A 26,098-nucleotide genomic window follows, 5' to 3' on the forward strand; every position below is an offset into this window, starting at 1 on the left:
CAATGAAAGCATTTGTTCTCGCTGAGCATTCCGACGCCGCCCAGGAGCTCTGCGCTGGCGCTCGCACGATGGCCGATGAGGTCGTCCTGGTTGCTATCGCCGACATGGAGGTTCCTGCCGCCGTCGCCGATAAAGTCCTGCACGTTGCCCTTCCCGAAGGCGCTGTCGTTGACGACGCTGCCGACACCGTGATTGCTGCGTTTGACGCTGAGCAGCCCGGCGTTGTGCTCGTTGAGCCGACCCGCCACATGAAGGTCGTTGCTGGCAAGGTTGCCGCTCATGCTGGCGCCTCCATCATCCCCGACGTCATCGAGTTCGATGGCGACGTTGCTACCGACATGTACTTCGGCGGCGTGGGCATGAAGAAGCAGAAGGCCACCGGCGTTGCCTTCTATGGCGTTGGCGCTGGCGTTTTCGCTGAGGCTGCCGCTTCTGGCGCCAATGCGACCGAGGAACTCGCTTGGGTTGCTCCTGCCAAGGCCATCAAGCTCGTCTCTTCTGTGCCCGTCGAGAAGTCTGGCGTTGACCTGAACAAGGCTGACGTTGTCGTTGCCGCCGGTCGTGGCTTCGGCGCTGAGGAAGACCTCCAGATGGCTCGCGACCTCTGCGACAAGGTCGGCGGCGGCCTCGGCTGCTCCCGTCCTCTCACCGAGGGTGTCAACTGGCTTCCCACCGAGGTCTACGTTGGCGTTTCCGGCCTCATGCTCAGCCCCAAGGTTTACATCGCAGCTGGCATCTCCGGCCAGATGCAGCACATGGTCGGCTGCAACCGCGCGACCACGCTGTTCGCGATCAACAAGGACAAGAACGCTCCTATCTTCAAGCAGTGCGACTACGGTCTGGTTGGCGACATCAAGACTGTCCTGCCCGCGCTTGTTGCTGTGCTCTAAGTCGAATTCGACTTCGTAAACCGGCGTAGGCGTTTCCTGCGCCGGTTTTTCTTATCGCTTTCAAGGAAAGGAAGAGTCAATGGCAGACTTCGACGCAATCGTCGTCGGCTCTGGCTGCGCTGGCTCCGTTGCCGCATATGAGATCGCCAAGGCCGGCAAGTCGGTCCTGGTCGTTGAGCGCGGCAATTTCGCTGGTGCCAAGAACATGACGGGCGGCCGTATCTACGGCCACTGCCTGCGCGCCGTGTTCCCCGACAACTTCGACGAGATCCCGTTCGAGCGCAAGGTTTCGCACGAGCGCATCTCGCTGATGTCCCCCAACTCCAACTTCACCATCGATTTCGCCTCCGAGGACCTTCTCAAGGATGGCCAGGAATCTTACACTGTGCTTCGTGCGCCCTTCGACCAGTGGCTGGCCGAGCAGGCCGAGAACGCTGGCGCAGAGTACATCTGCGGCATCGCCGTTGAGAAGCTCATCAAAGATGAGAACGGCAAGGTTATCGGCATTTTCGCTGGCGAAGACGAAATCACCGCTGATGTCGTCGTGCTGTGTGACGGCGCGAACTCGCTTCTGGTCGAGCAGGCCGTGGGCGCCAAGCGTCCCCCGGCGTCCCAGATGGCCGTTGGCGTCAAGGAAGTCTTCGAGCTTCCCGAAGAGGAAATCGACAAGCGCTTCCAGTGCGCACCCGGTGAAGGCACTGCATGGCTGTTTGCTGGCGACGCCACTCATGGCTCCTTCGGCGGCGGCATCATCTACACCAACAAAGACTCCATCTCTGTTGGCATCGTTGCTGGCGTTGAGGCTACGGCCAAGGGCAACGTCCCCGTGTACCAGATGCTCGAGGACTTCAAGAATCGTCCCGAGATCGCTCCTGTGCTCAAGGGCGCCAAGCTCGTCGAGCACTCCGGCCACCTCGTTCCCGAGGGCGGCATCACCACGATGCCCGAGCTCACTGCCGATGGCGTCATGGTTGCTGGCGACAACGCCACCATGTGCGTCAACCTCGGCTACACCGTGCGCGGCATGGACTACGCCGTGGCTTCTGGCCAGATGGCTGGTCAGGCTGCTGTCAAGGCGCTCGACGCGGGCGACACCTCCAAGGCTGGCCTGAAGTGCTACGTCGACGCTCTCGAGGATTCCTTCGTCATGAAGGACATGCGTCAGTTCAAGAACGTTCCTAACTTCATGGAGCACTTCGACCGCATGTTCTGCGGCTACCCCGAGATGATTCGCGACATGATGAACACGATGTTCGTCGTCGACGGCAGCCCGGTTCAGCCCATGAAGAAGTCCATGATGCCCATCGTTAAGGGTGCCGGCTTCATGAACCTGTTCAAAGACGTTAAGGGAGCGATGAAGGCACTATGAGTGATATCAAATTCACGGTGAACGTCGATGAGTACCTGTCTCTGAACAAGTACGAAGTCGATGAGTCCAATGCACATATCGAGCTCGTTGAGGATCCTTCTGACGAAGAGTTCGACAAGCTCATCCTGGTTTGCCCCGCTGCGCTGTACAAGCGTGACGAGGATGGCAAGAAGTCTTTCGACTACGCCGGCTGCCTGGAATGCGGCACCTGCCGCTTTGCTTGTGGCGACACCATCATCAAGAAGTGGGAAAACCCGCAGCCTACCATGGGTGTGGAGTACCGTTTCGGCTAAGCCAAGCGCGATATATCGCATATAAAGAAAGGAGCCTTCGGGCTCCTTTCTTTTCTATACGGCCCAGACGCATCACGGTTTGGGCCTTTGCTGCTCTTTCGACTCTGCATGGCGTTGGGTTCGCTTTGGGTCACGGCTCGCTACCGCTTCGCCCTTCGGGCTACGCTATGCGCTCGCCTGGCTTCGCTTAGCTTTTAAATAGGGGCAAGTATGAGCTCAGACGACCCTAAGCGAACCCAACGCCATGCAGAGCCGCCGCGTCATTGTTTTGCAAGCGGCGAACAGAAGTCTCGGATCAGGCTATTTCGCGAGCAAAACCTCAACGGCGGCGAGCTTCACACAGCATACGAATACTTCCATGGCCTGCTGGAGCTCGGAAAGCGGTGGCAGGGTGGGGGCGATGCGAATGTTCGTGTCGCGTGGGTCTTGCTTGTAAGGCCATGTTGCGCCAGCGCCCGTCATAGTAACGCCTGCTTTTTTGGCGAGCTCTACCGTACGCTTTGCGGTCCCCTCCAATCCATCGAAGCTGACGAAGTATCCGCCCACGGGGTTCGTCCACGTTGCGATGCCCTCGTTGCCCAATCCTTCTTCGAGCATGCGCGCTACGAGTTCGAATTTCGGGCGAATGATAGCCGCATGCTTTTTCATGAGCGCGTCGACGCCTGCGGCGTCTTTCAGGAAGCGCACGTGGCGCAGCTGGTTCATTTTGTCGTAGCCCACCGTTTGCACGCCCACGCGAGCTTTAATTTCCGCGATATTCTCGTCCGATGCGGCAACGGCGGCGATGCCGGCGCCCGGAAGCGTGACTTTCGACGTGCTGGCGAATTTGAAATAGCGGTTCGGGTTGCCGGCCGCCTCGCACGCAGCGGCGATATCGGCGACGTGTTCGCGCTCGTCGTCGTAGAGATGATGCACGCAATACGCGTTGTCCCAGAAAATGCGGAAGTCGCTCGCGGCACAGGGCATTTCCGCAAGGCGATGAACCGTTTCGTCGGAATACGTGATGCCGGTGGGGTTGGCGTATTGAGGCACGCACCATATGCCCTTGATGGAATCGTCTTCGGCGACAAGTCGCTCGATTTCGTCCATGTCGGGACCGTTTTCGTTCATCGAGATGGGAATCATTTCAATGCCGTAGCTCTCGGTGATGCCGAAGTGGCGATCGTAGCCAGGTACGGGGCAGAGCCACTTTACTTCCGGAAGCTTGCACCAAGGCGTACTGCCCAAATAGCCGTGCGTGTATCCAGCGGTTACCAAGTCGAACATGATGTTGAGACTCGAATTGCCGAACACGCATACATTGGCAGGGTCGTGCTCCATGACTTCACCCATCAAGCGCTTCGCTTCCGCGATGCCGTCCATGACGCCGTAGTTGCGGCAGTCGGTGCCATCTTCAGCAATTAAATCGCTCGAAGAGGTGAGCTCATCGAGCATGGGCAAGCTCAATGCAAGCTGGTCGCATCCGGGCTTTCCACGTGCCATGTTCAAAGAAAGCCCCTTCGCGCAGTGGCTCGCATATTCAGTTTCGAGGGCCGCTTTCAGCGTTTCGAGCTCGCTGGTGGACATATCGACGTATGACATATATATGTCACGCTCCTTATGTGGGTTCATGCCGTTTGCGCGACCACTTTACCAAAATAAAGCGCTCCTGATTACGTATCGCGGCATATACCGTATAATCGGCAGGTATTTTCGTACTTTGCGGCACGTGCCGCTCTAGAAGGGGGTATCGATGTCATCAGGCGACATCCAGGTCATTCTTGCGATGGCCCTATACTTCATCGTCGTGCTTTCGGTGGGCTTTTTCTATCTAAGGCGCTCGAATTCATCGTCCGAGAACTATTTCCTTGGCGGCCGAGGCTTGGGCCCCTGGCTCACAGCGCTTTCGGCCGAGGCATCCGACATGTCGGGCTGGCTGCTCATGGGTTTGCCGGGCGTTGCCTATTTCACGGGCGCTTCCGATGCCATGTGGACTGCGATCGGCCTCGCCATTGGCACGTATCTGAATTGGAAGTTCGTGGCGCGCCGCCTGCGCAAATATTCTGAGGTTGCCGGCAACGCCATCACTTTGCCCGATTTTTTCAGCAACCGCTTCCATGATGATCGCCGCATTCTCATGAGCGTCGCGGCCGTCATCATTTTGCTGTTCTTCTGCATCTATTGCGGCAGCTGCTTTGTAACGTGCGGCAAGCTTTTCTCCACGCTGTTCGGGCTCGACTACACCACCATGATGATTCTGGGCGCCCTCGTCGTGTTCGTGTACACCTTCGTGGGCGGATACCTCTCGGTATGCACGACCGACCTTATTCAGGGTTCTATCATGATTTGCGCGCTCGTGGTGGTTTTCGTGGGCAGCGTCGGCATGGCGGGCGGTGTGGAAAACACCGTCGCGTTTTTGCAAGACATCCCGGGCTTCCTTTCGGCCACTATGACGGCGCAACCTGTTATGGGCGCCGATGGCCTGCAGGTTGTTGAAAACGGCATGCCTCTGTTTGGCGAAGCGACGGTATACGGAGCCGGCGCAGTGACGATTGTCGGATGCCTCGCGTGGGGCTTGGGTTATTTTGGCATGCCGCAAGTGCTCGTGCGCTTCATGAGCGCGCGTCATTCCGATGACATCAAGAAGAGCCGCATCATCGCTACGGTTTGGGTTGTGGTGTCGCTTGCGAGCGCCGTGTGCATCGGCCTTGTGGGCCGCGCAGCGCTGCCCACCGAATTCCTTACCGCATCTGCCGCAGAATCGATTTTCGTCGTGCTTGCGCAAATCATGCTGCCTTCATTTGTGTGCGGCCTTGTGGTTTCGGGCATTTTCGCGGCAACGATGTCGTCTTCGTCGAGCTATTTGCTCATTGCAGGATCGGCTATATCGCAGAACCTTTATAAGGGCCTCATCAATCGAAAGGCGACCGATGCTCAGGCGATGTTCGTCTCGCGCGTGGCGCTTACGGCCATCCTTATCTTCGGGATCATTATCGCGCTCGACCAGAACTCTTCGATCTTCCAAGTCGTTTCATACGCATGGGCCGGTTTCGGCGCGAGCTTCGGTCCCCTTATGCTTCTATCGCTGTATTGGCGTCGCGCGAATTGGCAGGGTGCTCTTGCGGGCATGCTTACGGGTGCGGCAACTGTAATTGTGTGGAACCTTTGGGTGAAGCCTCTCGGCGGCATCTTTGGCGTCTATGAGCTTTTGCCCGGATTCATTTTCGCGCTTATCGCCATCGTGGTGGTTTCGAAGCTCACGGCTGAGCCCTCTAAAGAAGTTCTCGATGAGTTCGATCACTATATGGAGACGGATGTTTAGGGCATAAAAACGCGAAACGGAGCTTTGTCGAAAGGGAAGGGGCGCTTAGGAAAGCGCCCCTTTTTTCGCGTCTTGGAGAAAAAAATTGCCAAAAATTTTTTTGAAAAGATTTTTTTGGCAATTTGACAATTTTAGGCGATATGAGCGAAATACGCCGAGAAAAAGACCAGTTCAAAGCGGTCTTGTGATGGAAATATGTATGGATACGCCCGGCACCGTGTAAACGTTTGACACGACTAGGGGGTCACGGTAATATAACCACGCTCTTGCAGAGAGGAAAGAAAAACCGCCCTGCAAAAGCCGCAGCTTGATAAGTACACATAACGTATCCGAGCACTTTGCGAACTGGGCGTGTGCCCGAGTGGTTAAAGGGGACGGGCTGTAAACCCGTTAGCTCTGCTTACCTAGGTTCGAATCCTAGCGCGCCCACCAGTTTTGCCCGTGTAGCTCAGACGGTAGAGCACTTCGTTGGTAACGAAGAGGTCACCGGTTCAAGTCCGGTCGCGGGCTCCATCTTAGCTTATATTCACGATGGAGCTAATTCAATTAGAAAAAGCCAAGCGATTTTCGCAGTCGTGATTATATGGCGGTGTAGCTCAGTTGGTTAGAGCACACGGTTCATACCCGTGGCGTCACTGGTTCGAATCCAGTCACCGCTACCATTTGTAACGAACACGCGTCCTTTTGGGCGCGTGTCTTAATATGAAGTAAAAGAGGCCGAAAGGCCCCCACAGAGGAGGAATAATGGCTAAGGAGAAGTTCGAGCGCAGCAAGCCGCATGTGAACATTGGTACCATTGGTCACGTTGACCATGGTAAAACCACTTTGACGGCTGCTATCTCCAAGACGCTGTCCATGAACGACGGCTCTCACGGCACCGCAAACGCTGACTTCACTGCCTTCGACATGATCGACAAGGCTCCTGAAGAGCGTGAGCGCGGCATCACCATTTCTATTGCCCACATCGAGTATCAGACCGACGCTCGTCACTACGCTCATGTTGACTGCCCCGGCCACGCCGACTACGTCAAGAACATGATCACCGGTGCTGCCCAGATGGACGGCGCTATTCTGGTTATCGCTGCTACCGACGGCCCCATGGCTCAGACTCGCGAGCACATCCTGCTCGCCCGTCAGGTTGGCGTTCCCTACATCGTTGTCTTCCTGAACAAGTGCGACATGGTCGACGACGAAGAGCTCATCGAGCTCGTTGAGATGGAAACCCGTGAGCTCCTCACCGAGTACGGTTTCCCCGGAGACGACACCCCGATCATCCGTGGCTCTGCTCTGAAGGCCCTCGAGGGCGACGCCAAGTGGCAGGAGAAGATTTGGGAGCTCATGGACGCTGTTGACTCCTACATTCCGACCCCCGAGCGCGACGTCGACAAGCCGTTCCTGATGGCTGTCGAGGACACCATGACCATCACTGGCCGTGGCACCGTTGCTACCGGTCGTGTTGAGCGCGGCGTTCTGCATGTCAACGACCCGCTGGAGATCGTCGGCATCAAAGAGACCTCCAACACGGTCTGCACCGGCATCGAGATGTTCCGCAAGCTGCTCGACGAGGCTCAGGCTGGCGACAACATCGGCTGCCTGCTCCGTGGCGTCAAGCGCGAGGACATCGTTCGTGGCCAGGTTCTCTGCAAGCCCGGCTCGGTTACCCCGCACTCTGAGTTCGTGGGTCAGGTCTACATCCTTACCAAGGATGAAGGTGGCCGTCACACCCCGTTCTTCGATGGCTATCGTCCTCAGTTCTACTTCCGCACCACCGACGTTACTGGTGTTGCTCACCTGCCCGAGGGCGTCGAGATGGTTATGCCTGGCGACAACGTTGAGATTACTGGTGACCTCATCCACCCGATCGCCATGGAGGAAGGCCTTCGCTTCGCTATCCGCGAGGGTGGCCGCACCGTTGGCTCCGGCCGTGTGACCAAGATCATCAAATAACTCTTTTAAGAGCCATTTGATTACTGGTTAGCTTATGAGTGGAGCTCGAGCAGTCGAGCTCCACTTCTTCAGCCGAGTGCTTTGTTGTATGTGTACAGATTCAAACTGAATTTCGATTTTTCTTAAAGGAGAGTTCATGCGTACGTTGGTCACCCTGGCCTGCACCGAGTGCAAGCGCCGCAACTACACGACCAAAAAGAACAAGCAGAATAATCCGGATCGACTCGAGATGAAGAAATATTGCAAGTGGTGCAAAAAGCACACCCTGCATAAGGAAACTCGATAAGATAGGGAACACAGGCCAGTAGCTCCAAGTGGTAGAGCGGCGGTCTCCAAAACCGCATGTTGTGGGTTCGAGTCCTACCTGGCCTGCCAGCTTGTTCAAGCAGCTTAAGTACGTAAGCTGCTTGTTTTGGTGTTTAGGGAAATTTAATTTCCAAGGATGATTCGGCGGTTTCTTCTCAAAGAAGCCGTATGAGAGAAAAAGAGACTATGGCGAAAAAGTCTAAAACGCAGAGGGCGAAAGCTTCCGCAGCGCGCCAAGCGCGCAAAGCGCAAGCTGCCGAGCTCGAAGCCAAAGGCATCTCCGCTGAAGAGGTTGAAGCTCAGAAAAAGGCCGAAGCTGCTAAGCAGGAGAAAAAGGCCGTCGAGAAGGCAAAGCCCAAAAAGCAGCGCTTTAAGTTCCTCAAAGAGGTTCGCTCTGAGCTTAAACGCGTTACGTGGCCCACGCGAAACGAAGTCCTTCGTTGGACGGGTGTTGTCGTGGGTGCGTTGCTGTTCTTCGGCATCTTCGTCGCTGTGCTCGATAACCTCATTGTTACGCCGATCGTCGTAGGCATCTCGAGCATTGGAGCAGGTGTCTAGTATGGCAAGAAAATGGTATGTCCTTCACACCTATTCCGGTTACGAGAATAAAGTGAAGACGAATCTCGAAAGTCGCATCGAAACGATGGGCCTCGAGAACAATGTATTCGGGATTGAGATTCCCACCGAGACGGTTACCGAAATCAAAGAAGGCGGCCGTCGCGTTGAGAGTGAAAAGAAAGTATTCCCGGGCTACGTTTTGGTTCGCATGGATCTTGACGATCGCAGCTGGGCTGCGGTTCGCAATACCCCAGGCGTTACCGGGTTCGTGGGAAGCCTCGGCAAACCCGAACCGTTGACTCGTGAAGAGTTCAACAAAATCATGAAACGCTCGTCTGTTGTTGCTCCCAAGAAGACCGTGTCGTCTTCTCTGGAAGTTGGGCAGGTTGTCAAAGTTACGAGCGGTCCTTTTGCCGAGTTTGATGGCACGATTTCTGAAGTCATGCCTGAGGCTGGCAAAGTCAAGGTCATGGTCTCCATGTTTGGCCGCGAAACTCCTGTCGAGCTTACGTTCGACCAGGTTGCGACCATCTAATTTTGGCTATTCCCAGCCGCTGTGAGCCTGGGTGGACAGGGCTTCTCTTGCAGTGGCTGTGTATGGGAAATAACAAAACGGCAAGGTAAGGAAACAACGACAATGGCTGAGAAGAAAGTCACCGGCTTCGTTAAGCTGCAAATTCCGGCTGGCGCTGCTAACCCGGCTCCTCCGGTCGGCCCCGCTCTGGGTGCTCAGGGTGTCAACATCATGCAATTCTGCCAGGCGTTCAACGCCGCTACGCAGGAGCAGTCCGGCACCATCATCCCTGTTGAAATCACCATCTATGAGGACAAGACCTTCACCTTCGTGTGCAAGACTCCTCCGGCGGCTGTTCTCATCAAGGAAAAGCTCGGTATTAAGAGCGGCTCCGGCATTCCGCAGCTGAAGACCGTGGGCACGCTGTCCCTCGATCAGCTCCGCGAAATCGCCGAGATCAAGATGCCCGACCTCAACGCTAACGACATTGAGGCCGCCATGGAGATCGTTGCTGGCACCGCCCGTTCCATGGGCGTTCGCATCGAGGGCCGCGAGATGAAGAAGGTTTATGTGCCTTCCAAGAAGCTCGCTGCTGCGCTCGCTGGCCGCGAAGAGTAATCTTCGCATAGCGTTTATTTGAACGCACTGTAAGTGGAAGGGTCTCACGACCCGCCATCACCACGTAAGTGGAAGGGTTTGAAGAAAACCCGCCATTACCACGAAAGGATAGAAAGACATGTCTCTTTCCAAAAATCGCAAAGCTGCCCTCGCTAAGGTCGAGAAGGACAAGCTTTACGCTCCCGTCGAGGCCATGAACCTCGTCAAGGAATGCTCTTCTGCGAAGTTCGACGAGACCGTCGAAGTTCACTTCCGTCTCGGCATTGACACTCGTCAGGCCGACCAGCAGCTGCGCGGCATGGTTTCCCTGCCGAACGGCTCTGGCAAAACTGTCCGCGTTGCCGTCTTCGCTGAGGGCGCGCAGGCTGACGCCGCCCGTGAGGCTGGCGCCGATATCGTTGGCTCCGATGACCTCGTGGCTGACATCCAGGCTGGCAACATTAACTTTGATGCTGCCGTGGCTACCCCGAACCTCATGGGCAAGGTTGGCCGCCTGGGCAAAATTCTTGGCCCCCGTGGCTTGATGCCGAACCCCAAGCTCGGCACCGTGACCATGGACGTTGCCAAGGCCATTTCTGAGCTCAAGGGCGGCAAGGTCGAGTACCGCGCCGACCGCTACGGCATTGCTCACGTCATCATTGGCAAGGCGAGCTTCACCGCTGAGCAGCTGTCCCAGAACTATGGCACCGTGTACGACGAGATTGTTCGCATGAAGCCGTCTTCGGCCAAGGGTAAGTACATCAAGTCGATCACGGTTTCTTCCACCATGGGCGTCGGCATTTCCGTCGACCCTGCCGTTTCTCGCAACTTCGATCAGGCTGCTGAGTAGTCTTCATTGAATTGCAACCGTCGTATCCACCATGCGATGGTTTAAAGCCCGCTCTTCGGAGCGGGCTTTTCTTTTGTGGTAGCATGGCGTGCGTTATGCGTTGAAAGAAGGCTTTTCATGAGGCTGAACATCATTAAGAAATCACCTGCAGAAATTGAGGCGATGAAGGAGGCGGGACGGCTTTCCGCCTATGTGCTCCGCAAAGTGGGCGAGGCGGCAAAGCCAGGCGTGTCGACGCTCGAGCTCGATGAATTGGCTGAAATGCTCATTCGTGCCGAAGGCGGAATCCCGGCCTTCAAGGGCTATGGCGGCTTTCCTGGTTCCATTTGCGCCTCGGTGAATGATCAAATCGTGCACGGTATTCCCTCGTCTAAGGCAATTCTTCGCGAAGGCGATATTCTTTCGATTGATACGGGCGCCACAGTTGATGGCTGGGTTGGAGATAATGCCTGGACGTATCCCATCGGTAAAGTATCGAGTGATGTTGCCATGCTGCTCGAGACTACTGAGAAATGCATGTGGGCGGGCCTCTCGGCTGCGCGTGCTGGCAATCATCTCGGTGACATTGGCCATGCCGTTCAGAGCATCGCTGAGGCGCAAGGATATGGTGTTGTTCGCGATTATGTGGGCCATGGCATTGGTCGCCATATGCACGAAGACCCTAATGTGCCTAATTATGGTCGCCCTCATAGCGGCATAGAGCTTGAGGTTGGCATGGTGCTGGCAATTGAGCCTATGATTAACATGGGGACTCGTAAAACGCGCGTAGGCCGTGATGGCTGGCTCGTGACGACGCGCGACCATAAGCCAAGCGCCCATTTTGAAAAAACGGTCGCCATTACCGAAGATGGCCCGCTGATTCTCACAACCGAGCCCGGCTTTACGCGACCCGTTTCAAAAACCTGTTAAATGCTCGTAGCGTTAAGCAGGTTTTACTCGCGATAAAGCCTGGCGGCATTGTGATGCTGCCGGGTTTTTGCCGGTAATTACCCTTTGCAACCTGCGGCTCGGCCTGTTGAACGCTTGCGCATTGAGCACGCGAGCATTGAGAGCGGCGTTTTTTTTGAAGCTGTCGTCTCTTTGCCGTTATTCCCTTATGCGATCCAATGGCCCAACCTGTTAAATGCTACGAGCATTTAACAGGTCATAGCATTCGAGGGGTTCGAGCTGCTAAACGCTACGAGCATTTGGCAGGTCGGGGAAGTGCTCTCGTCTTGTGAATGAGGGTCGATTTGGCGTTTATCGGCGAAGCTTGCCTGCGATTTTGTTCGCGATGTTCGCCACAAAGCTCGCTTCTTCAAGGTGGAGCTTCAAGGCGATGCCGAAGGTCACGACAAGCGCTGTGGCGCCGCCTGCGACGATGCTGATAAGGGCGTTGACGATGGAGCCATTCATGGGTGCCACCACCATGCATGCTTGCATCACGAGCCAGCCCGCGAAGGCTCCTGCAGCGCCGAGCGCGAACGAGCGAATGGCTGATGCAACCATACCGCCAAAGCCAAACGCGCCAAGTCGATGGCGCAGGTATGCGAAGCATGCTGCATCGAGCACGACGTAGAAAACCGTTTCGCTTAAGGCGACGGCGGTGATACCGAGGTTGAGAGAGCCTGCGGCCGGCGTTGAAAATACCATGATGAACGCAATCTGCAAAACGGATGCGCACAGCATAAGGCCTGAATAGGGCTTCATTGCGCGCAACGCGGAAAATGCCTTCTGTAAATAGGTGTTCACTGCGTAGAACGGCAACGAAATCGAAAGCACGATGAGATAGCTTGCAATTTGCCAGATGTTTTCCTGCGTGAAGGCGCCGATGTGATAAAGCGTGACCAGGGGCTCCGCAAACACAATGAGGTAGAGCATGAACGGCAGCATGAAAAACAGGATCTGCTTGCTGCCCGAGACCACGCCGCGTTTGAAGGAATCGGTGTCGCCCCTTGCGATTATGTGCGAGATTTCGGTGAACATGGTCGTGGTGATGGGCACTGTGAGGAAAGCGTAGGGGAGGGTGAACCACAGGCGCGCATACGCAATGATGGAAGGTCCGTTGTCGAGGCAGCCGTAGGCGGCCGAGTTCTGAACGGAGACGATCGCGAGGCCGGCGGTCATAACTACGACGGCGGGCACGCCAATCGAAAGCGTTTCCTTGAGCGCCGGGTCATGCAAGTCGACATGCGGGCGCAATTTAATGCCGTTTCGGCGCAGCGCCGGCAGCTGAATGGCCATTTGCATGAACACACCAAGCGGGTTGCCTATGGCGATGATGAACTTCGCGAGCTCGGGATTGCTCGGAGCCACAAAGGCGTAGGCGACGAAAGTCACGGTTACGATGATGTTGTTGAAGATGGGCGCGGCCGATGACCACAGATAATCGCGCGAGGCGTTGAGCAGGCCGCTTACGATGGTCGAGATACCGTAGAACACAATTTGCATTGCGAAGAATCGGAAGAAGAAGATGGCGTCGCCCATCGTCGACTGGTCGTTCATGAAGCTTTGGGTGTAAATGAGCGCCGGCGCGAAAATGGTGCAGAGCAGCGCGACGAAACCAAGCACAATGAACGTGAGCGAAAGCAGGTTCGACGCGTATTCGTTGCCACCCTTAACGCCGAGCCTGTCTTTTACCGAAACGTAGACGGGCAGAAATGCGGTTACCAGCATGCCGCCCACAACGAGCTCATAGAGCATGTTGGGCAGGTTGTTCGCCACTTGATAGGAACTTGCGAGCATGGTGGAGCCCAGGGCGAATGCCATCGCCCACGTGCGCATGAAGCCAGTGATACGCGAAATAATGACGAAGAATGAAATAAGAGCAGCGGACGATCCGACGTTTGCGACGTCGGAGGCAGCGCCTTCCGCGCTTTCGTTGGGTTCGTTCGTTATGGAATTGTTCGTAGTAGTCATGTTGCCCTTAATGTTTTGGGTATACTAATGCGGTTAAAGTCGATTGCAAATCAACCGCAATCATAGCGCGCGCGGTACAAATCGTGAAACGAGGCACCATGAACATCCTGATTATCCGCAACAACTCCAACGCCGAGGCCATCGATGCGTCGATGATGCTTGCGACGTATTTGGAGTCGCAGGGAATTGGGCATACCGAACTCGATTCCATGCCGTTTTCCATCGAGTCGGTCATTGACATGTGCGACGACATCGATGTGAAGTCGTTCGACATGGTTGTTTCCCTTGGCGGCGACGGAACCATGCTTCGCGCTGCCCGTCTCGTGGGCAAGCATCGCGTGCCTATTTTGGGTATCAATTTCGGTCACTTGGGCTTCCTCGTGAATTCCTCCAAAGATGGCGTGATTCCCATTGTCGCGGCTGCGCTTGCGGGCGATGTGGTGCGCGAAGAGCGCTCGAGCCTGCATATTGAGCTGTGGAGCGGCGAGACTCAGGTCGCAAGCCGTTTCGCGCTGAATGAGTTCTCGGTCACACGCGGCGAGTTGGGCCGCATCATCGATTTTGGCATCAACATCGCCGGCACGCATGTGGTTGATATGCGCGGCGACGGCCTGGTCGTTTCGTCAGCGACGGGCTCTACCGCTTATGCGCTTTCTGCGGGCGGTCCTTTGTGCTCGCCTGAGTTCCGCGGCTTGGTTGTTGTGCCTCTGGCGCCGCATACGCTGCTTTCTCGTTCGGTTATTACCGGTCCGAGCGACATTGTGGAAATCGACCTGTCGAAGAATCCCGAAAGCCGCGAGGCGAGCTACTTCGTCGATGGCGAGATCGTGATTCTCGATGAGCCTATCGATCGCGTTCTGGTGCGCAAGAGCAACAACCCCACCATTCTGCTGCGCTATAAGAGCGATGGATTCTACGCCGAAGCGTCGAGGGTGTTCTTCCGCGACGATCGCAAACAGTAAAACAAAATGCCCGCAGTGCTGCGGGCATTTTTTTATGGCTCAATACGGTTTCGAGCGGACAGTGCTTGTTTGGGTGCGAGCGTAAGGGAAGGCGAGCCTTCGCAAAAAAAATCCCGGCCTCGGCTTGTGCTGAGCCGGGTAGCGCCCGCTCGGGCGCGAAAGTTTGGGAAATAAAGTGCCACTGGCAAGAAGACCCGGCCTCGGCTTGCGCCGAGCCGGGTAGCGCCCGCTCGGGCGCAGAAATTGGGGAAGTAAATTGCCACTGGCAATTTACTTATGGAAGAAGCGGCGCTTTTCGTATTTCGGCTCGCAGCATACGTTGATGCCGAGCGTGCGGTAGAGCTTCTCGTCGGTTTCCGAAATAATCACGCTGAAGAATGCATCGCAGCCGTGCAGGTCGCCGGCGTGGTCGATGAGCTCTTTGGCTACGGGGTCGGTTGCGGAGCTCACGGAAAGCGCAAGCAGCGTTTCGTCGGAATGCAGGCGAGGGTTGTTCGCGTGCAAGGTATTTTTCTTCAGCTTGCAAATGGGCTCGATGACCTCGTCAGAAATGACGAACAGATCTTCGTCAACGCCCGAAACGCCCTTCAGGGCATTCATGAGCAGGGAAGATGCCGCGCCGAGCAGGTTGGAGGTTTTGCCGGTGACCACTCGGCCATCGGGCAGCACCATGGCGCCTGCGGGTGCCCCGGTCGCCTCTTCCTTCAGAAGCGCCGCTTTGCGGGCAGGCGAGAAGTTCGCGTCAACCCCCACCTGGTTCATAAGCAGCTCGAGGCGTTGCACCTGGTCGAGATGCGTGCCCGTGCGGCGCTGGTCAACGGCGGCGGTGAAATAGCGGCGCACGATTTCCATCTTCGCGGCATCGCGGCATGCGTCGTCGTCGCAAATGGCGAGGCCGGCCATATTCACGCCCATATCGGTGGGCGACTGGTAGGGACTTTCGCCCAAAATGCCCTCGAGCATGCTCTTCAGGACGGGGAAAATCTCGATGTCGCGGTTGTAGTTCACGGTTGTGACGCCGTACGCCTCCAAATGGAACGGGTCAATCGCATTCGCGTCGTCCAAATCGACCGTTGCGGCTTCGTAGGCGACGTTCACGGGGTGCTTTAGCGGCAGGTTCCAAATGGGGAACGTCTCGTATTTAGCATAGCCGGCCTCAACGCCGCGCTTGTGCTCATGGTAGAGCTGCGACAGAGCGGTGGCCATCTTGCCCGAGCCCGGGCCAGGTGCGGTTAGCACGACGAGCGGGCGCGTGGTTTCCACGAATTCGTTTTTGCCGAAACCGTCATCGGAATTAATGCGTGCGATATCGTAGGGGTAGCCAGCGATAGGGTAGTGCAGATAGCTCTTCACGCCGAGCGACGAGAGCTTCTGACGGAATGCTGCGGCAGAAGGCTGGTTCTCGTAGCGCGTAATGACGACGCCAGCCGTGGCAAAGCCCATGTTCGCGAAAATATCGAGCAGGCGCAGCACGTCTTCGTCGTAGGTGATGCCCAAGTCGCCGCGCATCTTGTTTTTCTCGATGTCGTTCGCGTTGATTGCGACGATGATTTCCACGTCGTCGGCGAACTGCTTGAGCATGCGAATTTTGCTGTCGGGCTGAAAGCCTGGCAAAACGCGGCTTGCGTGGTGGTCGTCGAAGAGCTTTCCGCCGAACTCGAGGTACAGCTTTCCACCGAACTGGCCGATGCGCTCACGAATATGCTCCGCCTGCAGGGCAATATATTTGTCATTGTCGAAACCGATGCGCATAAAGCCTCCTGGTAATCTGGACGTGGCACGCGAAGCGTACGTATGCATGAACGACTTATTTTAGCGCTCTGCGCAACGCGTGTGGGCGACTGTGTTTCCGCCATGTAAAAACACCGCATTCCTTTGCAATCGCGTGCGGCTCTTGGCGCCGCGCGCGTAAAATAGAACAACGTTTGAGTGAGGCATGTGCTTGCGCGCAAGCGTATTTTGGTGCAGCGCATGTCGTAAAAAGAAGGCACGACAAGCGCAAAGGAGCATCATGGCCAAGCACATTTTCGTGACGGGCGGCGTGGTTTCGTCGTTGGGCAAGGGCATTACGGCGGCATCGCTCGGGCATCTTTTGAAAGCCCGCGGATACCATGTGACCATGCAGAAAATCGACCCGTACCTCAACGTCGACCCGGGCACGATGAGCCCGTTTCAACATGGCGAGGTGTTCGTGACCGACGATGGCCATGAAGGCGACCTTGACCTGGGCCATTACGAGCGCTTTATCGACGAAAGCCTCACGCGCGACTCCAACTTCACCCAAGGCTCTATCTATCAAAGCCTCATCGCCCGCGAGCGTCGCGGCGATTTCCTGGGTGGCACCGTGCAGGTTATTCCTCATGTGACCAACGCTATTAAAGAGCGCCTCTATCGCATCGCGAGCCAAACGAACGCCGATATCGTTATTTCCGAAATCGGCGGCACGGTGGGCGACATCGAGAGCCAACCGTTCATCGAGGCCGCTCGCCAGTTCAAGAAGGAAAAAGAACCCGGCGACGTGATTTTCGTGCATGTGACGCTGGTTCCTTACATCGCCGCGGCTCACGAGGTGAAAACCAAGCCCACGCAGCATTCCGTCAAAGAGCTGCGCAGCGTTGGCGTGCAGCCCGACTTCATCGTATGCCGCAGCGACCACGAGATTTCCTCGGGCGTTCGCGACAAAATCGCCCTGTTCTGCGACGTTGACCCGGGCAATGTGCTCGCGTGCATTGACGCGCCGAGTATTTATTCGGTGCCCCTCGCGCTGCATGACCAGCATTTCGACGAGAAGGTGCTCGCGAAGCTGGGCCTTCCCGTGGAAGACGTCGACCTCACTCCGTTGCGCAAGTTCCTCTCGGCGCAGGCCGATTGCGAGGGCGAAGTGAACATTGCCATCGTGGGCAAATACGTGAAGCTTCCCGATGCGTATCTCTCCATTATGGAAGCGCTCCATCATTCGGGCGTGGCAAATGGCGTGAACGTGAACCTGAACCTCATTGATGCGGAAAAGGTCGACGACGAAACTGCCGAAGAGCTGCTTGGCGCCATGGACGGCATTTTGGTGCCGGGCGGTTTTGGCCAGCGCGCTTTTGAGGGTAAAATCGCGGCTGCGCGTTACGCCCGCACGCACAACGTGCCCTACTTCGGCATTTGCTTGGGCCTGCAGGCTGCCGTGTGCGAGTTCGCGCGCGACGTTGTCGGCCTGTCGGGTGCGACGTCTTCGGAGTTCGATGAGAATGCCGAGTATCAGGTTATTTCGATTATGCCCGATCAGAAAGATATCGACGAAAAGGGCGGCACCATGCGTTTGGGCGCGTACCCTTGCAAGCTCCAAAAGGGCACCAAGGCATTCGACATCTATGGTGAGGAAGTCATCTACGAGCGCCATCGCCATCGTTACGAGGTGAACAACGAGTATCGCGGCAAGCTCCAAGAGGCCGGCATGGTGATTTCCGGCGTCTCGCCCGATGGCCGTCTTACCGAGATGATCGAGCTGCCGAACCATCCGTGGTTCGTGGCGAGCCAGGCTCACCCTGAATTTAAGAGCCGCCCCACCAAACCCCATCCGCTGTTCAACGGTTTCGTTGCCGCTGCGCTCAAACATCGCGACGAGGAATAAAAACCTGAGGCCTAAAAAGAATGAGGAGCGATCGCTTGGTGCGGCGCTCCTCTTTTTTTAGGGCGGAGGATAGAAATCGTGTTTGCCTCAGAAGGCATCGATTCGGGTCGATGCTTTCTTTGCATGCATGGGGTTCGTCGGGCCCATGGAAACGTTCGGGCAAAATGCGCGCCTGCGTAGTCGCCGTTGCGGTGTTTTGGCCGAGATGTGCGCGGAACGATTTCGCAAACCGCGCGTGTGCCAGCATTTTTGATGGGCCCCTTGTCTTTCGCGGGGTTGGACGGGCGATGGGCTTGTGCTATGACCGATGAATCTGCCGTATACTCTGTCTATGCCAAAGGAATCTTTCATATATAGTCTCGATGACACGGATGCGGCAGCGCGCCCCTTTCTTCAATACGCCCGCGACTATGTGGCGCATTTGGGCGTTGAGCGCGGGTCGTCTCGCCTCACGCTTGCGGCGTATGAGTCTGATTTGCGCGATTACTTCGCGTTTCTTCTTGGCCGCGGCGTGCTTGCGCCATGCGACGTATCGCGAGCCGATATCGTCGCCTATGAGTCCGACTTGGTCGAACGGGGGTATGCCGCGTCGACTATCTCCCGCCGCGTTTCGGCGGTGAAGGGCTTCCATCGCTTTCTTGTTTCAGATGAGCTGGTGCAAACGAACCCGGCAGAATCGATTTCTCTGCCCCAAAGGCCCGATCGTTTGCCCGATGCGCTTTCCGTCAATCAAATCAATGCGTTGCTCGACCAACCTTTCGGCAAAGGCCCCCGAGCGCAGCGCGACAAGGCGATGCTCGAGATTCTGTATGGCTGCGGTTTGCGTGCAAGCGAACTCGTGGGCCTCGATATGGGCTGCATTGATTTCGACGGCGGGGTGGTGCGCGTGCTCGGCAAGGGCTCGCGCGAGCGTTTCGTGCCAATTTCGGGAACGGCCGAGACGGCGCTGAAAGCGTACGCATACGGCGGTTCTCGTGCGGAGCTTTCCATGAAGGGCAAAGGCTCGCCGGCAGTGTTCCTGAATGCCCGAGGCGCGCGCATGACGCGCCAGGCGGTGCATCGCATTGTGGCGCATGCGGGTGAAGCGGTGGGCATCGCCGATCTGCATCCGCATATGCTTCGCCATAGCTTCGCGACCCATATGCTTGAGGGCGGCGCCGACTTGCGCGCCATTCAAGAAATGCTTGGGCATTCCGATATTTCAACCACGCAAATCTACACGCATGTCAGCCGCGCTCACATTCGCGAGGAATACCTTTTGGCACATCCTCGCGCATAGCCCCAACGTGCGGTGCGTCACGAGGAAAGAGCGCTTTTCGCCGGCCACTATATATGGTGGCTGTTTCATTCCTTACACAAGTCGCTTCGACCTCGATTTGGCCTCAAGCGCCTTCTGTGCCCACATGTTCGTCACATTCGCACTCGTTTTTTCGGAATTCGGGTGCATCCGGTAAAAATTTTTCCCACTTTCTCCCACTGACTTTTTTCATCGTTCGCGCAAAGCGGAGCACAAGATGTTGTGCTCCGCTTTTTATTTTGCGCGAAATAGCTTTGAGGTCCTGCGCCGGTGGAGGAAAAGGGGGTGGAAGTGGAGGGGAAGGAAGGGGGCGATGGGGGAGGAATTGGGGGCGAATTTGTTGTGGAGTGGGGCAAAGTGGGATAAAATGGCGGCACCGGTTACGAAACGCGCGAATAACAACGAACAAAGGAGGTGTCCATGGCTGGGCTCAATGGCGAATATCGTCATAAGCTCGATGCCAAGGGGCGTCTGTCTTTGCCGTCGTCTATTCGCAAGCTTCTGACCGAGGAAACCCAAATGGTCGTTGTTCCCGATGCGCGAAACGAGTTTCTGTCGGTGTATACCAACGAGGCTTTCGACGTATGGATCGACACCTTGTTTGAAAAACGCGGTGGCTTTGACCCCAACAAGCGTGAGCACATGTTGCTGAATAGCATCCTTCGTGGCAATGCGACTCCGGTGACCATGGACTCCGCGGGCCGCATCACCTTGCCGCAGAGCTTGCGCGAGCGCGCGGGCATCGACAAGGAAGTCACCCTGGTTGGCGCTGGCAGCCACTTCGACATTTGGGATACCACGCGTCGTGAAAACCTGCTGGCGAGCATCGATCTTGATGCCCTGCTCTATTCGTAGGAGTTCTGACGTGGAAGAAACGACAAACCAATACAGGCATACACCGGTCCTGCTTGCCGAGTGCCTCGAGCACTTGAACCTTAAACCGCAGCACACGTTCGTGGATTCAACGCTCGGCGGAGCAGGGCATTCTTCCGAAGTCGCCAAACGGCTTGGGGAGGGCGGCCTTCTTATCGGCATCGACCAGGACGAAATGGCCTTGGCTGCCGCCAAGAAGCGCCTCTCTTCGGCTTCCGCCGAAAATGCATGCGAGGTCATGCTGCTTCGCGGAAACTTCGGCGACTTGGATGAATTGCTGGTGGAAGCGCAGGTCCCTGGAATCGATGCGATTCTATTCGACCTTGGCGTTTCCTCACCGCAACTCGACCTCCCGCAGCGTGGCTTCTCGTTCAGGGAAGACGCCTTGCTGGACATGCGAATGGACCCGGGTAGACAAACCATAACCGCAGCAGAGCTCGTCAACACCTTATCCGCAGCAGAGCTCACCCGGATCATTCGCGACTACTCCGACGAGAAGTGGGCGAGTCGCATTGCGCAATTCATCGTGGAGCGCCGCGAGAGCCATCCCATCGAAACGACGGGCGAACTCGTGGATATTATTAAAGCGGCCATTCCCGCTTCGGCGCGTCGCGCTGGCGGGCATCCCGCCAAGCGAACGTTCCAGGCGCTTCGCATCGAAGTGAACGGCGAGCTTACCGTGCTCCGTCGAGGTCTTGATGCCGCCATTCGGTGGTTGAATCCCGGCGGTCGTATCGCGGTCATCAGCTATCACTCCCTGGAAGATAGGGCGGTGAAGGAAGCTTTCGCCGAGCATTCGAAGAAATGCACATGCCCTCCTGGTTTTCCGGTGTGCGTGTGCGGCGCGAATCCCGCGTTGAAAGTGATTACTCGCAAACCCATTCTGCCCACCGAGGCGGAAATTGAAGTTAACCCCCGCGCCCGCAGCGCCAAGCTGCGCGTTGCGGAAAAGATCAGATAGGCGCTCTGGTGCCTAGATGGTCGATACGCCGACTGTAAACGCAGCTTAAACACAGAAAGGAGGCAGGCATGAGACAATACGATTCATACCGCGCCTCCCAGCCGGCCTATGTCCATGGTTCTGCCGCGCCCGATTTGCGCAGGCAGGGCAACCCCGATGTCAATGTCATGCCCGGACGCCGCAATGGCGTCAATCATGCCGGTGTGCCCGAGAGCATTTTTGGCGTGGTGGGCGTTGTATTCGCCGTGGCAATCGTTATCGCGATTTTCGCATGCGCTCGTGTGCTCCTTTCCGCGGCGAGTGTAACCACGACTATTGCAACCGATGAGCTTTCCACGCAAATCGCCAACGAGCGCACGCTCGGCAACGATCTTGAGGTGCAGCAGAGCCAGCTTTCCAACTCCACGCACATTCGCTCCGCGGCTGAGGGCCTCGGAATGGCGGCGCCTGCCGCTACCGAAAGCATTGAGCTTGGCGCCGACGTCGTTGCGACCGACGCTTCGGGCAACCTCTCGCTTTCCGGAAGCTTGTCTTCTATGGCAAGCCAAGGCTAGGTGCGCTTCGTGTCTCGCGACGCGCGCCGTCAGGCGCCGAAATATTCCTTCGGCTCAAATCGCTTTAGGGTGCTCCTGGTTTTTTTTGGAATCGTCCTTTTGTTGCTCGTAGGACGTCTTGTCCAGCTTCAGATTATTCTTGCCGACGATTACAGCACCCAGGCTGCCAATTCGCGCACGGTGTCGGTTGAGCTCTCGCCTCGCCGCGGCACGATCTACGACCGTAATGGCAAAGTGCTCGCCTCTGACGTGCAGGCGACGACCATCTATTGCAATCCGAAAGAAATCACCGACGTGAAAAGCACGGCCGAGAAGCTTGCCGGCGTGCTTGGCGGCGACGCATCTATCTACGAAGGCGCCCTTTCGACTGAAAACACCACGTTCGCATACGTGAAGCGCAAGGTCGACCAAGATAAAGGCGAAGAGGTACAAGCCCTCGGCCTCGATGGCATTTATTTCCTTGACGACATGAAGCGCGTGTATCCGTATGGCAGCATCGCGGGCCAAATTCTTGGTTTGGTCGATGTCGACGGCAACGGCCAAACCGGTCTTGAATTGTATTACGACAGCATTTTGAAAGGCGAGCCGGGCAAGCTCGTGCTGCAGCAGGGCGCATACGGCATGCCTATTCCAGGCGGCACCGAAGTTGACGAGCCCGCCAAAGATGGCCAAGACATCATTCTTTCTATCGATATCGACATGCAGCAATATGTCGAAGAGCGCCTTGCGAAGGGCGTGAGCGACATTGGCGGTGAAGACGGTTCAGCCGTGCTTTACGACGCCGATTCGGGCGACATTATCGCCATCGCCTCAACGCCTTATTTGGACCCCTCCGACCGCAGCAACATCGAAGAGGGCGCTACGTCGGTGAAAGCTATTACCACGCAGTTCGAGCCGGGCTCCATTTTCAAGACCGCGTCATTCTGCGCGATGCTTGAGGCGGGCGACATTACCGCCCAAACTACGGTGGACTGCCCGGTGTATCTTGAGGCGGACGAGTACAAAATCTCTGACGCCCACGAACGCGCTGCAACTACGATGACCGCAGCCGAGGTGCTCGCGCAATCGTCGAACGTCGGCACGTCACTTCTCGTGCAACAGCATCTGGGCTTCAACGGCTTGTATGACAAGATTCGCAAATACGGCCTCAATGATGCTACGGGCGTAGACTATCCCGGCGAAGCTGAAGGCTATTTGACCAACGTGAGCACGTGGTCGCTCATTCAGTCATACAACGTAACGTTCGGCCAGGGCATTTCGCTGAGCCCTCTTATGATCACGCGCTTTTATGGGGCCATCGCGAGTGGCGCGGGCGTTGCCCATACGCCGCATTTCCTTATCTCGAAGCCCTCTTCGGGAGAGGAGGTCACGTGGAATAGCGAGCAGATCATTGACAACACCGATGCCATCGCGCCGCTTACCGACATGCTGGTAGGCGTTGTGGAAAACGGCACGGGCAAAACGGCTGCTGTCGAAGGCTATACGACGGCGGGCAAAACCGGTACGGCGGAATACGCCGACGATACGGGCTCCTACGTGAAGGACATGTACAACCTCGACTTTGTTGGTTTCCTGCCAAACGCGACTTCGAATCTGGTGTGTTTTGTCGGTGTGAACCATGTGCCTTACGATCGAAATACGTGCGAGGTGTTTAAAGATATAATGACCGAAGCAAGTAGCCGATATAAAATCGCGCAGAAGTAAACGCCGCCTTCGTGCGGCGTTTTGCCTGATTAAGCGATTCCGTTGAGGTGGATTGAATGGAACTCGAAATAGGACGTGTAATTGAGGCATGCGATGCTCGTGTGCTCGTGGAGCCCGAGAGCCGCGATGGTGCGGTCTTGGGCCTTACGTGGGACTCTCGTGAGGTGAAGCCGGGCTTCGTGTACGCGGCCATCGTTGGCGAGCGCGTCGATGGTCACGCCTTTGCGGTTTCCGCGATCGAGGCGGGCGCCGTGGCAGTGCTGTGCACGCGTGAGCTTGACGATGCTGCGCTTGAGGTGGCCCATGCTGCCGGCGCTTGCGTGCTCAAGGTTGCCGATACGGCGGAAGCGATTGCCGAAATCGCCGCCGCATGGCGTGCAACGCTTTGCGCCACGGTGATTGGCGTCACCGGCTCGGTGGGGAAGACCACCACCAAAGGCCTCGTGCGCGACATCCTCTCTACGAAATACGAAACCTGGGCGACGAAGGGCAACTTCAACAACGAGCTCGGTGCCCCCTATACGGTGCTCACGGCGCCCGCGTCGACCCAGATGCTCGTTGTTGAGATGGGCATGGATCGCCCGGGCCAAATCGCGCACCTCGCCGCCATGGCGAAGCCGAGCTTGGGCGTCGTGTCCATCGTGGGCACATCCCATTTGGAATATCTGAAAACGCGTGACAACATCGCGCTCGCGAAAGCGGAGCTGCTCGATGCGCTGCCCGAGGGCGGCTGGGCGTTTTTGAATGCCGGCTGCGATAAATCGGCGTTTATGGCCGAGCATGCGCGCCTTGTCGAGCGCGGCGTGAATGTATGCGCGTTTTCCGCGCTCGGCGAGCCCGATGCCTCTTTGGGCGCATGGGCTGCCGACAGCGCCGTGTGGGCCGAAAATGTCACGATTGACCCCGAAGGCCGTCCGCGATTCGAATTGTGCGCGCGTGGCGCGCTTGTGGGCGGCGAGCGTTGTCGCGAGCAGGTGGCGCTTTCTTTGCGCGGCGCGCAAAACGTTTCGAACGCATGTGGTGCCGCAGCGGTATGCATAGCGGCGGGCATGGAGTTTTCCGAAGTCGCAACAGCCCTTGCCCAAGCGCAGCCCGAATCGGGCCGCGCTGAACTAGTGCGCGCGAAGTGCGGAGCCGTGGTGTTCAACGACGCCTACAATGCCGCTCCCGAATCGATGTGCGCCGCTCTTGCCACGCTTGCGTCGTATGAGACCGCGGGCCGTCGCATTGCCGTGCTCGGCGATATGGGCGAACTCGGCGTATCGAGCGTCGAGGGCCACGCGAAGGCCGGTCGCGTCGCGGCCGAGGTGGGCATCGATGTGCTCGTGTGCACGGGCGACCTGTCGCGGGGCATGGCCCGCGCCGCCGAAGAGGCTGGCATGCCGCGTGAGCATATCGTGTGCGTGAACGACGCCGACGAGGCGCTCGCCTACGTTTCGAAAACCATTTCCGAAGGCGACGCCGTATTGGTGAAAGCCTCGCACTATATGGGCCTTGATCGAGTCGTTGAAGGGATCATCGAATAATGCTGAGCTCGCTGTTTTCCGCATACCCGTCGTTTCTGGTGTTTCTGGGCTTCATCGTCGCCACGGCTTTGACCATGGCGCTCATGCCGGCCTGGATTCGCCTCCTCACCCGCACGCATATTGGTCAGCAGGTGCGCGCCGACGGCCCGCAAAGCCATTTGGTGAAGCAAGGCACGCCTACCATGGGCGGCGTCATTATGCTCATCGCCATTGTGATTACCGTGCTTTTGGTGGTGCCTCCTTCGTGGGGCTTCGTCGCGGCGCTTCTTGCGACGTTGTGCACCGCGGCTTTGGGTCTGTTTGACGATGCCGAAAAGGTTATCCATGAGCGCTCCTTGGGCTTGACGCCTAAAGGCAAGCTCATCGGCCAGTTCGCCATCGCCACGCTGTTCACGCTTTATGTCGTCAATTGGCTCGGCATTGCCCCCACCGTGCAAATCCCGTTTTTGCAGCCGTGGAATTTCGGCGTGCTCACCACGTCTATTCCGTGCCCCATCTGCCCCGATGGCTCGCTTGATATCCCCTGGTTGTACCTCGTGTTCTGCTATTTGCTCATCATCGGCATGTCCAATGCGGTGAATTTGACCGATGGCCTCGATGGTTTGGCCGCCGGAACGGTCATGGTCGTCATGATCGTCATGGCCGCTATCGCGTATCGCGAGAATATGCTTCCTATGGCCGTGTTCGCCGCCACCATGGCGGGCGCATGCGTGGGCTTTTTGTGGTTCAACGCGTATCCGGCCGACATTTTCATGGGCGACACGGGGTCGCTCGCGCTGGGCTCGGCGCTTGCCTGCATCGCCATCATTACGAAAACCGAAGTGTTCTCGCTCATCATCGGCGGTCTGTTCGTTGCTGAGGCGTGCTCGGTTATTCTGCAGGTCGTGCATTACAAGCGTACGAAAAAGCGCTTGTTCCTTATGGCGCCTTTGCACCACCACTTCGAGAAGAAGGGTTGGAGCGAAACGAAGGTCGTCATTCGATTCTGGATCGTTTCGGGCGCGCTTGCCGGTTTCGGCTTCGTGCTGTTCTTCATTCAGCCCATCGTCATGGGCATGGTCGCTTAAACGCCGATGGAA

At 57.0% G+C, this 26,098-nt stretch carries 23 protein-coding genes and 4 tRNA genes; 24 read left to right on the forward strand and 3 right to left on the reverse strand.

Annotation, left to right across the window (positions count from 1 at the left end; all coding sequences use genetic code 11):
• Positions 1–2: 2 nt before the first annotated feature.
• The 3 genes from DMP05_RS00610 (at position 3) to DMP05_RS00620 (ending at position 2,552) form a co-directional block, all read left to right on the forward strand.
• A complete protein-coding gene (locus DMP05_RS00610) occupies positions 3–890 on the forward strand; it encodes an electron transfer flavoprotein subunit alpha/FixB family protein (RefSeq protein WP_123218704.1) in 888 nt (295 codons plus the stop codon).
• Between the two features lie 79 nt (positions 891–969).
• Positions 970–2,259 carry an FAD-dependent oxidoreductase gene (locus tag DMP05_RS00615; protein WP_123218705.1) on the forward strand — a complete coding sequence of 430 codons (1,290 nt, stop codon included), beginning with the start codon at positions 970–972 and terminating at the stop codon, positions 2,257–2,259.
• Entirely contained in the window at positions 2,256–2,552 is a 297-nt protein-coding gene (locus DMP05_RS00620) for a ferredoxin family protein (protein WP_123218706.1), read from the forward strand. The genes DMP05_RS00615 and DMP05_RS00620 overlap by 4 nt, the downstream gene beginning before the upstream one ends.
• A 300-nt stretch (positions 2,553–2,852) precedes the next feature.
• Here the strand turns inward: DMP05_RS00620 and DMP05_RS00625 are convergent, their stop codons facing one another.
• Positions 2,853–4,133 carry an aspartate aminotransferase type Ic gene (locus DMP05_RS00625; RefSeq protein ID WP_123218707.1) on the reverse strand — a complete coding sequence of 427 codons (1,281 nt, stop codon included), beginning with the start codon at positions 4,131–4,133 and terminating at the stop codon, positions 2,853–2,855.
• Between the two features lie 151 nt (positions 4,134–4,284).
• Between DMP05_RS00625 and putP the strand changes: the two genes are divergently transcribed.
• The 12 genes from putP to map all read left to right on the forward strand — a co-directional run bounded on the left by putP (position 4,285) and on the right by map (position 11,534).
• Positions 4,285–5,853, forward strand: coding sequence for a sodium/proline symporter PutP (putP, locus tag DMP05_RS00630; RefSeq protein WP_123218708.1), 1,569 nt, complete (start codon positions 4,285–4,287; stop codon positions 5,851–5,853).
• Positions 5,854–6,200: 347 nt separating this feature from the next.
• Positions 6,201–6,285, forward strand: a tRNA-Tyr gene (locus tag DMP05_RS00635).
• A gap of 5 nt (positions 6,286–6,290) precedes the next feature.
• A tRNA-Thr gene (locus tag DMP05_RS00640) sits at positions 6,291–6,366 on the forward strand.
• Between the two features lie 72 nt (positions 6,367–6,438).
• A tRNA-Met gene (locus DMP05_RS00645) sits at positions 6,439–6,515 on the forward strand.
• Positions 6,516–6,597: 82 nt separating this feature from the next.
• Positions 6,598–7,800, forward strand: a complete 1,203-nt coding sequence (tuf, locus tag DMP05_RS00650) for an elongation factor Tu (RefSeq protein WP_114614914.1) — start codon at positions 6,598–6,600, stop codon at positions 7,798–7,800.
• A 136-nt stretch (positions 7,801–7,936) separates the two neighbouring features.
• A complete protein-coding gene (gene rpmG, locus DMP05_RS00655) occupies positions 7,937–8,086 on the forward strand; it encodes a 50S ribosomal protein L33 (RefSeq protein ID WP_114614915.1) in 150 nt (49 codons plus the stop codon).
• 12 nt (positions 8,087–8,098) lie between these two features.
• Positions 8,099–8,175, forward strand: a tRNA-Trp gene (locus DMP05_RS00660).
• A 117-nt stretch (positions 8,176–8,292) separates the two neighbouring features.
• Positions 8,293–8,664: a preprotein translocase subunit SecE gene (secE, locus tag DMP05_RS00665; RefSeq protein WP_123218709.1), complete on the forward strand. Its 372-nt coding sequence runs from the start codon at positions 8,293–8,295 to the stop codon at positions 8,662–8,664.
• A 1-nt stretch (position 8,665) separates the two neighbouring features.
• Positions 8,666–9,199, forward strand: coding sequence for a transcription termination/antitermination protein NusG (gene nusG / locus DMP05_RS00670; protein WP_114614917.1), 534 nt, complete (start codon positions 8,666–8,668; stop codon positions 9,197–9,199).
• Positions 9,200–9,301: 102 nt separating this feature from the next.
• On the forward strand, positions 9,302–9,796 hold the full coding sequence (gene rplK, locus DMP05_RS00675; RefSeq protein ID WP_114614918.1) for a 50S ribosomal protein L11: 495 nt from the start codon (positions 9,302–9,304) through the stop codon (positions 9,794–9,796).
• A gap of 118 nt (positions 9,797–9,914) precedes the next feature.
• Entirely contained in the window at positions 9,915–10,625 is a 711-nt protein-coding gene (rplA, locus tag DMP05_RS00680; RefSeq protein ID WP_123218710.1) for a 50S ribosomal protein L1, read from the forward strand.
• Between the two features lie 117 nt (positions 10,626–10,742).
• Positions 10,743–11,534 (forward strand): type I methionyl aminopeptidase, encoded by a 792-nt coding sequence (map, locus tag DMP05_RS00685; RefSeq protein ID WP_123218711.1) that lies wholly within the window; start codon positions 10,743–10,745, stop codon positions 11,532–11,534.
• Positions 11,535–11,864: 330 nt separating this feature from the next.
• On the opposite strand, the gene murJ is transcribed toward map, so the two are convergent.
• On the reverse strand, positions 11,865–13,523 hold the full coding sequence (murJ, locus tag DMP05_RS00690) for a murein biosynthesis integral membrane protein MurJ (RefSeq protein WP_123218712.1): 1,659 nt from the start codon (positions 13,521–13,523) through the stop codon (positions 11,865–11,867).
• Positions 13,524–13,621: 98 nt separating this feature from the next.
• Here murJ and DMP05_RS00695 point away from each other — a divergent pair, with 98 nt between their 5' ends.
• Complete coding sequence (locus DMP05_RS00695) at positions 13,622–14,485, forward strand: NAD(+)/NADH kinase (RefSeq protein ID WP_123218713.1); 864 nt, start codon at positions 13,622–13,624, stop codon at positions 14,483–14,485.
• Positions 14,486–14,755: 270 nt separating this feature from the next.
• On the opposite strand, the gene DMP05_RS00700 is transcribed toward DMP05_RS00695, so the two are convergent.
• A complete protein-coding gene (locus DMP05_RS00700) occupies positions 14,756–16,237 on the reverse strand; it encodes a DUF1846 domain-containing protein (protein ID WP_123218714.1) in 1,482 nt (493 codons plus the stop codon).
• A 259-nt stretch (positions 16,238–16,496) separates the two neighbouring features.
• On the opposite strand from DMP05_RS00700, the gene DMP05_RS00705 reads away from it, so the two are divergent.
• The 8 genes from DMP05_RS00705 to mraY all read left to right on the forward strand — a co-directional run bounded on the left by DMP05_RS00705 (position 16,497) and on the right by mraY (position 26,086).
• Positions 16,497–18,104 carry a CTP synthase gene (locus DMP05_RS00705; protein WP_123218715.1) on the forward strand — a complete coding sequence of 536 codons (1,608 nt, stop codon included), beginning with the start codon at positions 16,497–16,499 and terminating at the stop codon, positions 18,102–18,104.
• A gap of 331 nt (positions 18,105–18,435) precedes the next feature.
• Positions 18,436–19,383 (forward strand): site-specific tyrosine recombinase, encoded by a 948-nt coding sequence (locus tag DMP05_RS00710; protein WP_123218781.1) that lies wholly within the window; start codon positions 18,436–18,438, stop codon positions 19,381–19,383.
• A gap of 438 nt (positions 19,384–19,821) precedes the next feature.
• Complete coding sequence (locus tag DMP05_RS00715) at positions 19,822–20,256, forward strand: division/cell wall cluster transcriptional repressor MraZ (protein WP_114615971.1); 435 nt, start codon at positions 19,822–19,824, stop codon at positions 20,254–20,256.
• Complete coding sequence (gene rsmH, locus DMP05_RS00720; RefSeq protein ID WP_123218716.1) at positions 20,237–21,235, forward strand: 16S rRNA (cytosine(1402)-N(4))-methyltransferase RsmH; 999 nt, start codon at positions 20,237–20,239, stop codon at positions 21,233–21,235. The genes DMP05_RS00715 and rsmH overlap by 20 nt, the downstream gene beginning before the upstream one ends.
• A 68-nt stretch (positions 21,236–21,303) precedes the next feature.
• Positions 21,304–21,789 (forward strand): cell division protein FtsL, encoded by a 486-nt coding sequence (locus DMP05_RS00725; protein ID WP_114615973.1) that lies wholly within the window; start codon positions 21,304–21,306, stop codon positions 21,787–21,789.
• A gap of 99 nt (positions 21,790–21,888) precedes the next feature.
• Positions 21,889–23,493, forward strand: coding sequence for a peptidoglycan D,D-transpeptidase FtsI family protein (locus DMP05_RS00730; protein ID WP_123218782.1), 1,605 nt, complete (start codon positions 21,889–21,891; stop codon positions 23,491–23,493).
• 56 nt (positions 23,494–23,549) lie between these two features.
• Positions 23,550–25,019: a UDP-N-acetylmuramoyl-tripeptide--D-alanyl-D-alanine ligase gene (locus tag DMP05_RS00735; RefSeq protein WP_123218717.1), complete on the forward strand. Its 1,470-nt coding sequence runs from the start codon at positions 23,550–23,552 to the stop codon at positions 25,017–25,019.
• Entirely contained in the window at positions 25,019–26,086 is a 1,068-nt protein-coding gene (gene mraY, locus DMP05_RS00740) for a phospho-N-acetylmuramoyl-pentapeptide-transferase (protein WP_114615975.1), read from the forward strand. Before DMP05_RS00735 ends, mraY begins: the two co-directional genes overlap by 1 nt.
• Positions 26,087–26,098 lie beyond the last annotated feature (12 nt).

Source organism: Slackia isoflavoniconvertens (assembly GCF_003725955.1).
Classification (GTDB): Bacteria; Actinomycetota; Coriobacteriia; order Coriobacteriales; family Eggerthellaceae; genus Slackia; species Slackia isoflavoniconvertens.

Excerpts from the sequence above, each read along its gene's own strand:
- DMP05_RS00610 (WP_123218704.1), top strand. The coding sequence starts at position 3 with ATGAAAGCATTTGTTCTCGCTGAGCATTCCGACGCCGCCCAGGAGCTC.
- DMP05_RS00615 (WP_123218705.1), top strand. The coding sequence starts at position 970 with ATGGCAGACTTCGACGCAATCGTCGTCGGCTCTGGCTGCGCTGGCTCC.
- DMP05_RS00620 (WP_123218706.1), top strand. The coding sequence starts at position 2,256 with ATGAGTGATATCAAATTCACGGTGAACGTCGATGAGTACCTGTCTCTG.
- DMP05_RS00625 (WP_123218707.1), bottom strand. The coding sequence starts at position 4,133 with ATGTCATACGTCGATATGTCCACCAGCGAGCTCGAAACGCTGAAAGCG.
- putP (WP_123218708.1), top strand. The coding sequence starts at position 4,285 with ATGTCATCAGGCGACATCCAGGTCATTCTTGCGATGGCCCTATACTTC.
- tuf (WP_114614914.1), top strand. The coding sequence starts at position 6,598 with ATGGCTAAGGAGAAGTTCGAGCGCAGCAAGCCGCATGTGAACATTGGT.
- rpmG (WP_114614915.1), top strand. The coding sequence starts at position 7,937 with ATGCGTACGTTGGTCACCCTGGCCTGCACCGAGTGCAAGCGCCGCAAC.
- secE (WP_123218709.1), top strand. The coding sequence starts at position 8,293 with ATGGCGAAAAAGTCTAAAACGCAGAGGGCGAAAGCTTCCGCAGCGCGC.
- nusG (WP_114614917.1), top strand. The coding sequence starts at position 8,666 with ATGGCAAGAAAATGGTATGTCCTTCACACCTATTCCGGTTACGAGAAT.
- rplK (WP_114614918.1), top strand. The coding sequence starts at position 9,302 with ATGGCTGAGAAGAAAGTCACCGGCTTCGTTAAGCTGCAAATTCCGGCT.
- rplA (WP_123218710.1), top strand. The coding sequence starts at position 9,915 with ATGTCTCTTTCCAAAAATCGCAAAGCTGCCCTCGCTAAGGTCGAGAAG.
- map (WP_123218711.1), top strand. The coding sequence starts at position 10,743 with ATGAGGCTGAACATCATTAAGAAATCACCTGCAGAAATTGAGGCGATG.
- murJ (WP_123218712.1), bottom strand. The coding sequence starts at position 13,523 with ATGACTACTACGAACAATTCCATAACGAACGAACCCAACGAAAGCGCG.
- DMP05_RS00695 (WP_123218713.1), top strand. The coding sequence starts at position 13,622 with ATGAACATCCTGATTATCCGCAACAACTCCAACGCCGAGGCCATCGAT.
- DMP05_RS00700 (WP_123218714.1), bottom strand. The coding sequence starts at position 16,237 with ATGCGCATCGGTTTCGACAATGACAAATATATTGCCCTGCAGGCGGAG.
- DMP05_RS00705 (WP_123218715.1), top strand. The coding sequence starts at position 16,497 with ATGGCCAAGCACATTTTCGTGACGGGCGGCGTGGTTTCGTCGTTGGGC.
- DMP05_RS00710 (WP_123218781.1), top strand. The coding sequence starts at position 18,436 with ATGCCAAAGGAATCTTTCATATATAGTCTCGATGACACGGATGCGGCA.
- DMP05_RS00715 (WP_114615971.1), top strand. The coding sequence starts at position 19,822 with ATGGCTGGGCTCAATGGCGAATATCGTCATAAGCTCGATGCCAAGGGG.
- rsmH (WP_123218716.1), top strand. The coding sequence starts at position 20,237 with ATGCCCTGCTCTATTCGTAGGAGTTCTGACGTGGAAGAAACGACAAAC.
- DMP05_RS00725 (WP_114615973.1), top strand. The coding sequence starts at position 21,304 with ATGAGACAATACGATTCATACCGCGCCTCCCAGCCGGCCTATGTCCAT.
- DMP05_RS00735 (WP_123218717.1), top strand. The coding sequence starts at position 23,550 with ATGGAACTCGAAATAGGACGTGTAATTGAGGCATGCGATGCTCGTGTG.
- mraY (WP_114615975.1), top strand. The coding sequence starts at position 25,019 with ATGCTGAGCTCGCTGTTTTCCGCATACCCGTCGTTTCTGGTGTTTCTG.